Source organism: Curtobacterium poinsettiae (genome assembly GCF_047226435.1).
Lineage (GTDB): Bacteria > Actinomycetota > Actinomycetes > Actinomycetales > Microbacteriaceae > Curtobacterium > Curtobacterium poinsettiae.
Map to the genome: position 1 here is coordinate 1,923,656 of NZ_CP178434.1, position 13,085 is coordinate 1,936,740.

Annotated in this window: 12 protein-coding genes; 7 read left to right on the forward strand and 5 right to left on the reverse strand. The window is 72.6% G+C overall.

Annotation, left to right across the window (positions count from 1 at the left end):
• Positions 1-20 precede the first annotated feature (20 nt).
• Together ACL00U_RS09145 and ACL00U_RS09150 are read right to left on the reverse strand one after the other, a co-directional pair.
• Positions 21-644, reverse strand: coding sequence for a DUF1097 domain-containing protein (locus ACL00U_RS09145; RefSeq protein ID WP_056068696.1), 624 nt, complete (start codon positions 642-644; stop codon positions 21-23).
• A complete protein-coding gene (locus ACL00U_RS09150) occupies positions 637-1,932 on the reverse strand; it encodes an amidohydrolase family protein (protein WP_017887292.1) in 1,296 nt (431 codons plus the stop codon). Before ACL00U_RS09150 ends, ACL00U_RS09145 begins: the two co-directional genes overlap by 8 nt.
• Before the next feature lie 147 nt (positions 1,933-2,079).
• Between ACL00U_RS09150 and ACL00U_RS09155 the strand changes: the two genes are divergently transcribed.
• Genes ACL00U_RS09155 through ACL00U_RS09165 form a run of 3 tightly spaced genes read left to right on the forward strand, consistent with a single transcriptional unit; the run spans position 2,080 to position 5,563 of the window.
• Positions 2,080-2,757, forward strand: a complete 678-nt coding sequence (locus ACL00U_RS09155) for a FadR/GntR family transcriptional regulator (RefSeq protein WP_042540895.1) — start codon at positions 2,080-2,082, stop codon at positions 2,755-2,757.
• Positions 2,754-3,911, forward strand: a complete 1,158-nt coding sequence (locus tag ACL00U_RS09160) for an acetamidase/formamidase family protein (RefSeq protein ID WP_412873316.1) — start codon at positions 2,754-2,756, stop codon at positions 3,909-3,911. Before ACL00U_RS09155 ends, ACL00U_RS09160 begins: the two co-directional genes overlap by 4 nt.
• Complete coding sequence (locus tag ACL00U_RS09165) at positions 3,908-5,563, forward strand: AtzH-like domain-containing protein (RefSeq protein ID WP_412873317.1); 1,656 nt, start codon at positions 3,908-3,910, stop codon at positions 5,561-5,563. The genes ACL00U_RS09160 and ACL00U_RS09165 overlap by 4 nt, the downstream gene beginning before the upstream one ends.
• Here ACL00U_RS09165 and ACL00U_RS09170 read toward each other — a convergent pair.
• Complete coding sequence (locus ACL00U_RS09170) at positions 5,560-6,378, reverse strand: TrmH family RNA methyltransferase (RefSeq protein WP_017887288.1); 819 nt, start codon at positions 6,376-6,378, stop codon at positions 5,560-5,562. The two genes, ACL00U_RS09165 and ACL00U_RS09170, sit on opposite strands and share 4 nt — an antisense overlap.
• Positions 6,379-6,541: 163 nt before the next feature.
• Between ACL00U_RS09170 and ACL00U_RS09175 the strand changes: the two genes are divergently transcribed.
• The 3 genes from ACL00U_RS09175 (at position 6,542) to ACL00U_RS09185 (ending at position 8,933) form a co-directional block, all read left to right on the forward strand.
• Positions 6,542-7,456 (forward strand): Sir2 family NAD-dependent protein deacetylase, encoded by a 915-nt coding sequence (locus ACL00U_RS09175; RefSeq protein ID WP_254783328.1) that lies wholly within the window; start codon positions 6,542-6,544, stop codon positions 7,454-7,456.
• A gap of 39 nt (positions 7,457-7,495) precedes the next feature.
• Complete coding sequence (locus ACL00U_RS09180) at positions 7,496-8,134, forward strand: histidine phosphatase family protein (protein ID WP_412873318.1); 639 nt, start codon at positions 7,496-7,498, stop codon at positions 8,132-8,134.
• Positions 8,135-8,201: 67 nt separating this feature from the next.
• Positions 8,202-8,933, forward strand: coding sequence for a hypothetical protein (locus tag ACL00U_RS09185; RefSeq protein WP_412873319.1), 732 nt, complete (start codon positions 8,202-8,204; stop codon positions 8,931-8,933).
• Positions 8,934-9,087: 154 nt separating this feature from the next.
• Here ACL00U_RS09185 and ACL00U_RS09190 read toward each other — a convergent pair whose 3' ends face one another.
• The gene (locus tag ACL00U_RS09190) at positions 9,088-10,158 is read right to left on the reverse strand and encodes a glycosyltransferase family 4 protein (protein ID WP_412874066.1); all 1,071 of its coding nucleotides are present in this window, start codon (positions 10,156-10,158) and stop codon (positions 9,088-9,090) included.
• Between the two features lie 5 nt (positions 10,159-10,163).
• Positions 10,164-11,240: an alpha/beta fold hydrolase gene (locus tag ACL00U_RS09195; RefSeq protein ID WP_412873320.1), complete on the reverse strand. Its 1,077-nt coding sequence runs from the start codon at positions 11,238-11,240 to the stop codon at positions 10,164-10,166.
• Positions 11,241-11,353: 113 nt separating this feature from the next.
• Here ACL00U_RS09195 and treS point away from each other — a divergent pair, with 113 nt between their 5' ends.
• On the forward strand, positions 11,354-13,063 hold the full coding sequence (gene treS / locus ACL00U_RS09200) for a maltose alpha-D-glucosyltransferase (RefSeq protein WP_017887282.1): 1,710 nt from the start codon (positions 11,354-11,356) through the stop codon (positions 13,061-13,063).
• The last annotated feature ends 22 nt before the right edge of the window (positions 13,064-13,085 follow it).

The window sequence follows — 13,085 nt, forward strand, 5'->3', positions numbered from 1 at the left end:
CCGAGCGTACCGGTCCGCTCCTAGGCCGAGGCTGCGACCGGCTGGTCGGGCTGCCGTTCCGGAGCAGGGGCCTGGGCGGCCGGGCTGGCGGGGTGCGCACCCACGGCCGGGTCGGCCACATCGGCCGCGCCGGTCGTCTCGGGCCGCGCGAAGGTCAGGCGACGGGACAGGTACGCGAACACCGGGCCGAGCGCGTTCATCAGCACGACCGAGACCCAGGCGGCCCAGGCGTTCCCCGGGTCGAAGCCGAACCCGCCGAAGCACGTCGCGAAGAACGAGGCGAACCCGAGGAACATCCCGGGGACGAGCCCGAACAGCTTCGTGCGACCGGTGTACATCAGCGCGCAGTTCACGACGAGGATGAGCAGCGCCAGCACGGTGTTCTGCGCCGCCTGCCCCTCGCCGAAGAGCGTGCCGAACCGCTGGTCGAGCAGGACGATGACCAGACCGAACGCCGACCCGATCGGCATCGCGGCCCAGAGCCGGGTGGCGTTCCGCAGCGTCGGCTTGCTGCCGAGCAGGAACATCCCCGCCCAGCTGATGAAGATCGCCCAGGTCGGCAGGTGCAGGGCGTTGCCCCCGATGAACGCCGTGGCACCGGCCAGGACGGAGGCGACGATCTCGTGCGGGATCCGTTCACGCATGGCTGAGTTCCTTCGATCGGTTCGTGGTGCGGCTGGTGGTGAGTCGGGTGGTCCTGGTGGTCTCGGCGACGACCCGGCCGCGCTTGACGACGAGGGCGCGGTCCGGCCGGTCGAGCAGCACGCCGTCCGGGTCCGTGGTGGAGAGCACGACGAGGTCGGCGGCGGCACCGGGCCGGATGCCGTGGGTGTCCGCGACGCCGACGACCTGCGCGGCACCGGTGGTGGCCATCGCGAGCACCCGTCGCAGGTCGTCCGGTCCGGACAGGTGCCCGGTCTGGGCCAGCAGGAGCCCGACGTCGAGCAGGTCGGCGTTCCCGAACGGGGTGAAGGCGTTCCGGACGTTGTTCGACGCGTACGCGCTCGTGACGCCGGCGTCCCAGAGCTCACGGACCGGCACGACCCCGCGGCGGACATCGTGGTCGTCGGACCGGCCGCCGAGGTGCAGGTCGGTCGCGGGCAGCGGCACGACGGCGACCCCGGCGGCGGCCAGGCGGTCGAACAGCACCCGGCGCTCGCCGCGGGGCAGGCTGGCGACCGAGGTCACGTGGCCGAGCGCCACCCGCCCCTGCAGCCCGCGGGCGGCCACACGGTCGGCGATGTGGCCGGCGAGCGCGTACCGCGGGTCGGAGGTGTCGTCGGCGAAGTCGGCGTGCAGGTCCGCCGGCACGCCGAACTCCTCGGCGAGGTCCAGGACGGTCTCGACGTGCTCGTGGCACGCGGCGAGGGTGCGCTCGTTGTAGGTGCAGCCGCCGATGACGTCTGCCCCTGCGGCGAGCGCCCGGCGGAGCAGGGCCAGCGTGCCCGGTGCCTTCGCGATGCCCTCCTGGGGGAAGGCGACGATCTGCAGGTCGAGGGCGTCCCGGTACTCGTCGCGCAGGTCGAGCAGGACCTCGACGCCGGTGAGCCCGACGATCGGGTCGACGTCGGGGTGTGCGCGGACGAGGGTCGTGCCGTTCGTGATGGCCTGGTCGAGCAGGGTGCGGGCGCGGTCGCGGACGGTGGCGTGGGTGAAGCCGCGCTTGAGCTCGCCCGTGACGGCGATGGCTCCGGCGAGGGTGCCGTCGGGGTTCGGGCGTTCCCGGTCGAGCAGGGCCTTGTCGACGTGCAGGTGCGCTTCGATGAGTCCGGGGATGACGACGCGGCCGGCGCAGTCGACCACGCGGGCGGAACCAGCGGGAGCGGCGGCACCGGGGAGCGTGTCGGAGATGCTGGCGATCAGGCCGTCGGTGATCACGAGGTCGACGGAACGGCCGTCGGTCAGCCGTGCATTGGTGAGGACCAGGTCCACGTCGGACCTCTCTTCCGGTCGGTGCTGGCGGGGTGTGCTCCACCATTCGCCCACCGTGTTTCGGGTTCCGACGCCGGATGTGACGGCCGTGTAAAAGTTGGTCGTACCAATGAACCAAGCAGACCAACGGGCCCTACGGTCGATGGCATGCACCGTGGACGGACCCTGAGTGCGGCGACCGCCGCCCACCTCGGCACGCTCGTGCTCGACGACCTGCAGCCCGGCGACAAGCTGCCGCCGGAACGCACCCTCGCCGAGGACCTCGCCGTGTCCCGCACGACGATCCGCGAGGCGTTGCAGGAGCTGGAGCGCCGTCGCCTGGTCTCCCGGACCCCTGGTCGTGGCACCGTCGTGCTGCCGAGGCCGGAGGAGGCGTCGGCCCTGCTCGACCACCACCGCGACGACCTGGACCACCGGGCCGAGCACGTCGCCGAGTTCCGGACGGTCGTGGAGCCGCAGGTCGCGGGACTCGCGGCGGCGCGGGCGGGTGCGGCCGACCTGCTCACCCTGGAACGCATCCTCGCCGCCACGCACGCGGGCCTCAGCCCGGAGGAGTCGCTCGCGCAGGACGTCGCCTTCCACGTGCAGGTCGCCCGTACCTCGGGCAACCCCCTGCTCGTGTCCCTGTGCGAGCTCAGCAGCGGATGGGTGCAGGACGTCCGCGCCCGGTCGCACAGCACCAGCGAGGGGCGGCGGTCGTCGTTCGAGTGGCACGAGCGGATCCTCGAGCGGATCCGGCAGCACGACGTCGACGGCGCGGCCCGGGCGATGGCCGACCACCTCGCCGACGTGGCCCACCTGGTCGAACGGAGGACGGACCGATGACCACCGCACACCACACCAGCGCACACCGCACCACCGCACACCGCACCACCGCACACCAGAACACCGCCCCCGCGGTCCCGACCCTGCAGCCCGGCGCCGGGCCCGTCCGCGGCGACCACTCCCTGCACGTCGACCCGGAGACCGTCCTGTGGGGTCGGCTGCCGAGCGACGGTGACGTCCCCGCCCTGACGATCGGTGCCGGGGAGTCCGTCACCATCGACACCGTCAGCCACGAGGGGATCCTGCCCGACCAGGGCAGCGACCCCGTCGCCTGGTTCGGCGACCACGGTGTCGCCCCGGAGCACGTCCTCGCCGACGCCGTCGCGATCGCCCGCTCCGGACACCGCGACCCCACGGCGGACGGCCCCCACGTGGTGTCCGGTCCGATCGCGGTGCGCGGCGCCCGCCCCGGTGACGTCCTGACCATGACGGTGCTCGAGACCCTGCCCCGGGTGCACTACGGCGTGGTCTCGAACCGGCACGGCCGCGGTGCCCTGCACGGCGAGTTCCCGGTCGACGGCACGACGGTGAGCGTCTTCGCCGACGTCGTCGACACCGCCCAGGGGCGACGGGGCCGCATCCCGCTCACCGCCGCGGGCGACCGCTTCGCGCACTTCCCCCTGGCACCGTTCCTCGGGATCATGGGCGTCGCGACCCCCGGCGAGCGGCTGCACTCCGTCCCGCCCGGTCGTCACGGCGGGAACATCGACGTCAACCTGCTGCAGGTCGGTTCGCATCTGCACCTGCCGGTGCTCGTCCCCGGTGCGCTGGCCCACGTCGGCGACCCGCACTTCGCCCAGGGCGACGGCGAGGTGGCGCTCACCGCGATGGAGGCCTCGCTCCGCGCCACGATCCGCTTCGACCTGACCCCGGCAGCCGAGGCCGCCGCCCGCTTCGGCGACCTGGTCTGGCCCGTCGCCGAGACGCAGGAGTTCCTGGTGCCCACCGGCATGGACCCCGACCTCGACGAGGCCGTCCGGCAGTGCGTCCGGCACGCCGTCGCGATCCTCGGTGCCCGCTGGGGCATGGAACGCCACCTGGCGTACGCGTACCTGTCCGCCGCGACCGACTTCAACATCTCGCAGGTGGTGGACCTGGTGACCGGTGTCCACGCCCGCATCCGCAAGGCCGACTTCGAGGAGCCTGCCCGATGACCACGCCCGGAACGTCGACCAAGACGCACACCCCGGCCACGCCGGACGCGCCCGAGGCCCCGGCCGGCCTGCTCGCAGCCATCCACGCCTACGAGACGGCACTGCTGGCGAACGACCTCGACGCCCTCGACGCCGCCTTCGTCGACTCCCCCGGCACGATGCGCGGCGACGACCGCGGCCTGCTCGTCGGGCACGACGCGATCAGCGCGTTCCGCGGGGCACGGGGTGGGGTCGCGACCCGGTCGCTGACGCACGTCGAGGTCCGCCCCCTGACCGAGGACCGCGCCCTCGTCGTGTCGGTGTCCCGGTTCGCCGCGGGTGGGCAGGGCCTCCAGACCCAGCTCTGGCGCCGCGACGGCGAAGGCGACACCGACACCGACCCCGGCGCCGGACCCCGCTGGCGCATCGAAGCGGCCCACGTCACCGGCCGCCCGAAAGCCGTCGACACCACCGTCTGGCGGGCCGTCGGCGACCCGCTCGTCGCACCCACCGCCGTGGGGCCGCTCGACGGCCTGACCATCGCCGTCAAGGACCTCTACGCCGTGCCCGGCCAGCCGGTCGGCGCGGGCAACCCGACGTACCTGCACGAGGCACCGGTCGAGACGACGGCCGCCCCCGCGGTCGCCGCGCTCCTCGCCGCCGGCGCGTCGATCCGCGGGATCGCACGCACCGACGAGTTCGCCTACAACCTGACCGGCCGGAACGCGCACCACGGCACACCGCCGAACAGCGCGGCCCCCACCCGACTGCCGGGAGGCTCGTCCAGCGGATCCGCATCGGCCGTCGGCCTCGGGATGGTCGAGATCGGGATCGGCACGGACACCGCGGGCTCGGTGCGGGTCCCCGCCTCGTACCAGGGACTCTGGGGCCTCCGGACGACCCACGGCACGGTGTCCCGCGACGGGCTGCTCCCCCTGGCGCCGTCGTTCGACACCGTCGGGTGGCTCACCCGCAGCCCTGAGGTGCTGCTCGCCGCCCTCGACGCCACCGTCCCGCCGATGCCCGGGCCGGACGAGGCGGTCGACGCGACGGTGCTCGTCGTCCCCGAGGAACTCGTCGCGCTCGTCGAACCGGACACCGCCCGGGCCTTCACGGCCTTCGTCGAGACCCTCGACGAACCCGTCGCCACCGTCCGACTGCGCGACCTCGGCATGCCGGAGCCCCGAGCCCTGCAGGAGCAGCTGCGGCTCGTCCAGGCCGCCGAGGCCCTGGCAGCACACGGCCCCTGGATCGACGCGCACCCCGGAGCGCTGAGCGCCGTGGTCGGTGACCGGTTCCGCGCGGCCGGGGCGAACGACCCCGACGCGACCGCCGACGCCGTCACCGCCCTGGACGCCGTGCGCACGACGATCCGCGGTGCCCTCGCCGGTCGGACCCTGCTGTTCCCGACCGTCCCCGGGCCCGCACCGCTGCTGGGCGCGGACGTCCGAGCACTCGAGCGCACGCGGACCGCCACCACGGCGATCACCGCGCTCGCGAGCGTCGGCGGGCTCCCCGCGGTGAGCGCACCGGCGATGACCGTGGCCGGCGCTCCCGTCGGTGTGTGCCTGGTCGGCGGACCGGACACCGACCGTGCCCTCGTGATCCGTGCCGGGCGCATGCTGCCGGACCAGCCCGCCCCGGGCCTCCCGACCGTCTCGGTGGTGCGCTAGGAGGCGAGCCGCCGGGCGTGGGTGACCGCCCACAGACCGACGGCGCTCGCCGCGGCCACGTTGAGCGAGTCGACGCCGTGTGCCATCGGGATGCGGACGGTCGTGTCAGCCGACGCGATCGCGGCCGGCGTCAGTCCCTGCCCCTCGGTCCCCATCACGAGCGCGACCCTGTCGGGCAGGTCCGCCACGAAGGCGTCGAGGTCGACGGACTCGTCCGTCAGTGCCATCGCGGCCAGGTGGAAGCCCTGTGCGCGGAGTTCCTCACCCGCCGCGGGCCAGTCGCCGATGCGGGTCCACGGCACCTGCAGGACGGTGCCCATGCTCACCCGGACGCTCCGGCGGTACAGCGGGTCGGCGCAGCGCGGGCTGACGAGCACCGCGTCGGCGCCGAGACCGGCGACGCTGCGGAACACGGCACCGACGTTCGTGTGGTCGACGATGTCCTCGAGCACGACGACGACCTTCGCGTCCCGCACCACGTCGGCGACGCTCGGCAGCTCGGGACGCTGCATCGCAGCGATCGCACCGCGGTGCATGCGGAAACCGGTGAGCTCCTCGAGCAGGGCGTCCGCACCGACGAAGACAGGACCGTCGTGCTCCGCGACCAGCGGCAGGACGGTGTCGAGCCACTTCTCCTGCACCAGGATGCTGCGCGGCACGTGACCGGCGCGGACCGCCCGCTCGATGACCGTGTTCGACTCGGCGATGTACAGGCCGCCCTCGGGCTCCGAGACCCGACGGAGCGCCACGTCGGTGAGCCGGGCGAAGTCGTCGAGGCGGGGATCGTCGAGGGAGTCGATGCGGACGGGGTGCACGGGGCTCGTTTCGGTGTGGTGCGGCGATGGCGTCCCCGGTGCTCCGCTCGGGAAGTGACCGGGACGGTCGGGTGTTGAGGGTACCGTGAACAGGGTGCTGGATGATGCTGCGTCGACGACCGGACCGACCACCGGAGCGGCCTCCGGGGCCACCTCCGGGTCGGTGAGCGCCGACGACCTCGACCGTGTCGTCGAGCTGCTCGCGGGCAAGCGCATCGCCGTGCTCTCCGGCGCCGGTCTCAGCACCGACTCCGGCATCCCCGACTACCGCGGAGCCGGACGCGTCGTGCGGAAGCCCATGACGTTCCAGGAGTTCCTCGCCGACCCCGCGAAGCGCCAGCGGTACTGGGCCGGATCGCACCTGGGCTGGCGGAGCTTCGCGGCCGCCACGCCGAACGACGGGCACCGGGCGCTCGCCGCGCTCGAGGACGCCGGGATCGTCGCCGGTGTCATCACGCAGAACGTCGACGGCCTGCACCTGCGCGCCGGGTCCCGTCGCGTCGTCGAGATCCACGGGTCGATGGACCGCGCCGTGTGCCTGCGGTGCGGGCAGGTGTTCTCCCGCTCCGACCTCGCCACCACCATCGACCGGGCGAACCCCTGGATCGACGAGCCCGGGTCCGTGCAGCTGCAGCCCGACGGTGACGTCGAGATCACCGAGGTCGAACGGTTCGTCGTGCCCGCGTGCTCCGTCTGCGGCGGCGACCTGAAGCCCGACGTCGTCTTCTTCGGCGAGTTCGTGCCGGCCGAGAAGTTCCGCGAGGCCGTGTCGATCGTCGCCGACGCCGACGCGCTGCTCGTGGTCGGGTCCTCCCTCACCGTGAACTCGGGCGTGCGGCTGGTCGACCACGCGGCACGCCGGAAGAACCCGGTGGTCATCGTGAACCGCGGTGAGACCCGCAGCGACCGCCGGGCGGCCGTGAAGCTCGACGCCGGCACCACCGAGACGCTCGTGCACCTGGCGGAGCGGCTCAGTGCGGCGGGGGCGTCGCGCGCGGAGTCGCCCGCGGAGTCACCCGCGGCGTCACCCGCAGCCTCACCCGCAGCGTCGCGCGAGGACTCGCGCTCGTCCGAGTAGCCGGACGGGCCCGCCGGTCGCGTCTGCGAAGATCGACGAGTGACGACCCTCCTGTACCTCGTCCGCCACGGCGAGACCGACTGGAACGCGCAGCGCCGCATCCAGGGCTCCACCGACATCCCGCTCAACGACACCGGACGACGGCAGGCCGCCGAGGCCGCCGAACTCCTGACCCGCCGGCCGTTCGACGCCGTGGTCGCCTCCCCGCTGTCCCGCGCCGCCGAGACGGGTGCGATCATCGCCGATCACCTGGGACTCGACGCCCCGACGACGTACCCGGGCCTGGCCGAGCGGTCCTACGGCGAGGCCGAGGGTCTGACCGACGACGAGGTGTCCGCCCGGTACCCGCACGACGACATCCCCGGTCGGGAGTCCCGCTCCGCCCTGCTCGCGCGGATCACCGAGACCCTCGGCGAGATCGCGGTGCGCTTCGACGGAGGCGTCGTGGCGGTCGCGACGCACGGCGCGGTGATCCGCAGCGTCGTCAACGCCGCAGCCCCCGGAACGGCCGACCGCGGCCACACCCCGATCCGGAACGGGTCCATCCACTCGTTCCGGTGGGACCCGGAGCGCTTCCACGCCGAACTCGTCCGGTTCGACGACCCGATCGACGACGTCTCCGACGCCACCGGCGGCTCGGCGTTCGAGTACCAGAACCCCTTGGAACGCCGGGGCTGACCGGGGACTACGCTCCGACGCACCCGCACACCGGGGACCACCCGCAACCCAGGGTGACGGGAGCCAGATGTCCGACGACGGAACCAGCCGACACGGCCGGCATGCCCCCGATCCGTCCGACGACGACCTCGACCGCGTGTTCGGCCCGGAGACGGCGAGCATCCCCACGCGCACCCGCGCCCGCACCTGGTTCGTCATCGGCGGGAGCGTCCTCGTCGTGGCCGCGGTCATCGCCGTGGCGCTCGGGTCGATCATCGGCTCCGTGCAGAACGGCATCGGCGGGGTCTTCCCACGGCCGGACGTCGCGCTCGACCGGTTCGACACGCGGGTGGACGACCTGCCCGGCGTCATCGAGGTGCGGCACCACGCCCCGGCCAAGACCGGGTTCGCGAGCTACGACGCGGTCGCGACGGTCCGCGCCGACCCCTCGCTCGACCGCGCTGCCAGACGTGACCTGGTCGCCGCCATCAGCCGAGCAGCCGACGAGTCCGGTGGCAACGGCGTCCGCGTCGTCGTGATCGCCGACCTCGGCAGCCTGCAGATCGGCGTCACAGGAGCCGGGGAGGTCGCGGCGAAGCGACTCGCGCTGGCGGACACGCTCGACCGCATCGGCGGGGTCACCGCGGTCCGCTGCTCGTGGGAGCGCGGCGGCGACCCGTCCGACACCGCACGGGACCAGTCGATCGTCGTGCGGACCCCGGGGCGGGGAGCAGCGGTGCCGCCCATCGTGTCGCGGGTGACCGAGGAGACGCAGAAGGTGTTCCCCGGGGCGGACGTGCAGGTGATCGCGCGGCAGTAGCGGAAGGAGGTGTGGTGCGGTGGTCGCGGCCGGGCGACGTGGAACCACACGGTCGACGTCGTACGACATCGGCAGCGTCGTTCCGCATCGCCACGAAGCGCGAGACCGCGCGCAGCGCCCCGAGCCCGAACCGCGAGCCCGCGTGCGCCGGCCCTCAGGCCCGCCGGTCCCCCACGGCCCGCTCGACGGCCCGGACGACCTGCTCCGCCGAGTCCTGCCACCGGAACCGCCGAGCACGCTCGATCGACCGCAGCGAAGCCTCGTCCCACCGGTCCTCGACCCGCCGGACGGCCGCGGCGACGGCGGACGGCGACGCCGGTTCGAAGTACTCGGCCGCATCACCACCGATCTCGCGGAAGATCGGGATGTCGCTGACGACGACCGGGGTCCCGACGCCCATCGCCTCGACGAGCGGGATGCCGAACCCCTCGTCGTACGACGCGGTCGCCAGCGCCGTGGCCGAACGGAGCACGGACAGGTACTCCTCGTCCGTCGCGCCGTCGTGGAAGACGATCGTCCCCGCGGGAGCGAGCCCCTCGAGTCGCGCCCGGTCGGCACCGGACACCCGCGACATGCAGTGCAGCGTCCAGTCCGCCCCGAGCAGCGGCAGCGCAGCCGCCAGGGTCTCGACGTTCTTGTACGGCATGAACGACCCCATGTAGACGAGGGAGCGCTCGCGCGGCGCTCCGGTCGCCCGTGGCGTCGCCGGGTCGGCCGCGTTGTACGCGACCGTCACGGGTCGGCTCGTCAACCGGTGCTCGGCGATCAGCCCGGCGGTCGTCTCCGACACCGTCACCACCCCGTCCGCACCGTTCAGCAGGAACCGCTGTGGCGCCCACGACAGGTGGAACGCCCGCCAGCCGAGCCGCAGCGGCCACGAGAACTCCCGCGGGGGCGTGCGGTTGCGGTAGTAGATCAGGTCGTGCAGCGTCAGGACGAGCGCGTACCGGCGCCCGCGCGACCCCATCGTCTGCATCGGTGAGAACACCGCGTCGAGCCCCAGACGGTTGACCCGCCGGGCGACGAGCGGCTCCCCCGCGTCCGTCGGTGCCGGCAGCAGCTCCCACGGCAGGTCCGGCGGCAGCGACTCGAGCTGGCGCTCGTCGTGGACGAGCAGCACGAAGTCGTGTCGGTCCGGCAGGTTCGCGACCACTCCGGCGGTGAACCGGCTGATGCCGTCGTGCCGACCGATCCGCACGTACCGGCAGTCGATCCCGATGCGCAGGCGCGTCACGCGTCGGTCTCCTTCGTGTCGCTCGCCGTCGCCTCGGTCGCCTTCGTGGCGTTCGGCTTCGTGGTGTTCGACTTCGCCGGAGCCGTCTTCGCCTCGGTCACCTTCGCCGCGGTCGTGCGGGAGGCCCGCCCCGCCCCCGACGGTCGGCCCGCCCTGGTGCCGCGGCCCCGTCCAGGGCGCGCGGCCGTGTCCGCCATCCGGCGCAGCACCGCGGCGGCGGCCGGAGCCGGTGTCTCGTAGTGCACCAGGTGCCCGACACCCGGGATCACGACGAGCTCGGCGTCCCGCAGGCGTTCGGCGAGTGCACGCTGTTCGGGCACGGCGGTGATGTCGTCGTGCTCCGCCGCGACGAGCAACACGGGCACGTCGATCCGGTCGGCGTACTCGGACACGTCGTGGGTGACCGAGGTGCGGAACGCCTCGAGCACGCTCGTACGGTTCGCGAAGGCCGAGAAGTACCGGTCGTGCTGATCGTGGACCCACCGGCGGACGACGGGGTCGTGCGACTTCAGCATCGCGATGCTCATCGCCCGGACGATCGCACCGTTCCGCAGGATCCCGAGCCCGATCGGCTTCGGCAGCACGGCGCCGGCACGGTAGTACCCGATCGCGATCGCGGTCCCGACGGCACGCGGACCCTGCAGTGCCGGGGCGGCGATGGGGTTGACGAGCACGAGCAGCCGGGTGTCGAGACCGGCGGCGACGGTGGCCGACACCACGATCGACCCGAACGAGTGCCCGAGCACGACGGTGTCGCGCCCGAGCCCGAGCGCGGCGTGGAACCCGGTCAGCCAGGTGACGTACGCGTCGATGTCGGACACCGGCAGCGGATCGGACACGCCGAAGCCGGGCAAGTCGGGCACGATCACCCGGACATCGTCCAGGTGCGCGGCGATCGTCTCGAGGCCGTGGTGGTCCCCGCGGAACCCGTGCACGGCGAGCACGGTGCGATCCGCGCCCTCGGGCCCGTAGACCCAGTAGTGCGTGGTCCGGCCGTCGACCTGGACGGCCCGGTGCACGACCGGGGTGGCGGCCATCAACGACTGGTACGGGGAGAGCACGGGCGGTTGCATCGGCGTCAGTCTAGGGAGCGAACCGCACGAATCCCCGGACACCCGCAGCATCTCGCGCCTATCGTGTCCGGGGCGGGCCGTCGAGCGGTCCGTCGACGACGACGAGGAGCACGGTGACCTTCACAGCCCCGATCCAGCTGCCCGGCCTGACGCTCGACCCGCAGTGGTACAAGCGCTCGGTCTTCTACGAGTGCATGATCCGGTCGTTCGTCGACTCCAACGGGGACGGCATCGGCGACATCCAGGGCGTGATCGGCAAGCTCGACTACCTGCAGTGGCTCGGCGTCGACGCGCTGTGGCTGCCGCCGTTCTTCCAGTCGCCGATGCGTGACGGTGGCTACGACATCGCCGACTACCGGGCGATCCTGCCGGAGTTCGGCACCCTCGACGACTTCCGCGAGCTCGTCACGAAGTCGCACGAGCGGAACATGCGCATCGTGATCGACATGGTGATCAACCACACCAGCGACCAGCACGAGTGGTTCCAGCAGTCCCGCGAGGACCCGGACGGCCCCTACGGCGACTTCTACGTCTGGCGCGACACGGACGAGGACTACTCGAACATCCGCATCATCTTCGTCGACACCGAGGAGTCCAACTGGACCTTCGACCCGGTCCGACGCCAGTTCTTCTTCCACCGCTTCTTCTCGCACCAGCCCGACCTGAACTTCGAGAACCCCGCCGTCATCGAGGCCATCTACGACGTCGTCCGGCACTGGCTCGACATGGGCGTCGACGGGCTCCGGCTCGACGCGATCCCGTACCTGTTCGAGTCGGAGGAGGGCAACGGCGAGGGCGAGCCGGAGACGCACGAGTTCATCAAGAAGCTCCGCGCGATGGTCGACGACGAGTACCCCGGCCGGGTGCTCCTGGCCGAGGCGAACCAGTGGCCGCGTGAGACCGCAGCCTTCTTCGGCACCGACGAGGAGCCCGAGTGCCACATGGCGTTCGACTTCCCGGTGATGCCGCGCATCTTCTACTCGCTCCGCGCCCAGCACGCCGCCGAGCTCAAGGCGATCCTGTCCGAGACCCTCGACGTGCCGGCCAGCGCCGCGTGGGGCGTCTTCCTCCGCAACCACGACGAGCTCACGCTCGAGATGGTGAGCGAGGAGTACCGGCAGGCGATGTACGGCTGGTACGGCTACGACCCACGGATGCGCTCGAACATCGGTATCCGCCGACGTCTCGCTCCCCTGCTCGACAACTCGCGCGCCGAGCTCGAGCTCATCCACGCGCTGCTCTTCTCGCTGCCCGGTTCACCGTTCCTGTACTACGGCGACGAGATCGGGATGGGCGACAACATCTGGCTGCCGGACCGCGACTCGTCCCGCACGCCGATGCAGTGGACGCCGGACCGCAACGCCGGCTTCTCCACCGCCGACCCGGGCAAGCTCTACCTGCCCGTCGTGCAGTCGCTCGTGTACAACTACGCGCAGGTCAACGTCGAGGCGCAGCTGGCCCAGTCGCGCTCGCTGCTGCACTGGGTCCGCAACGTCATCCACACCCGCAAGGCCCACCCGGTGTTCGGCCTCGGCTCCCTGAACGTGCAGGAGACCTCCAACGACTCGGTGCTCGCCTTCGTCCGCTCGTGGGAGGGCTCCGGGCAGCAGTTCGGGCCGTCCGCCGAGGACGTCCTGTGCGTGTTCTCGTTCGCGACGAACCCGACCTCGGTCACGATCTCCGCGCCGGAGTTCGCGGGTCGCCCGCTCTACGACCTGTTCGGCGGCAGCTCGTTCCCGTCGTTCGACGAGGACGGCACCGTCACGCTCACCATGGGCACGCAGTCGTTCTACTGGCTGCACGTCGGCGCGCCGACCCGGTAGTCGGGGGTGTCGGTGCGTCCCG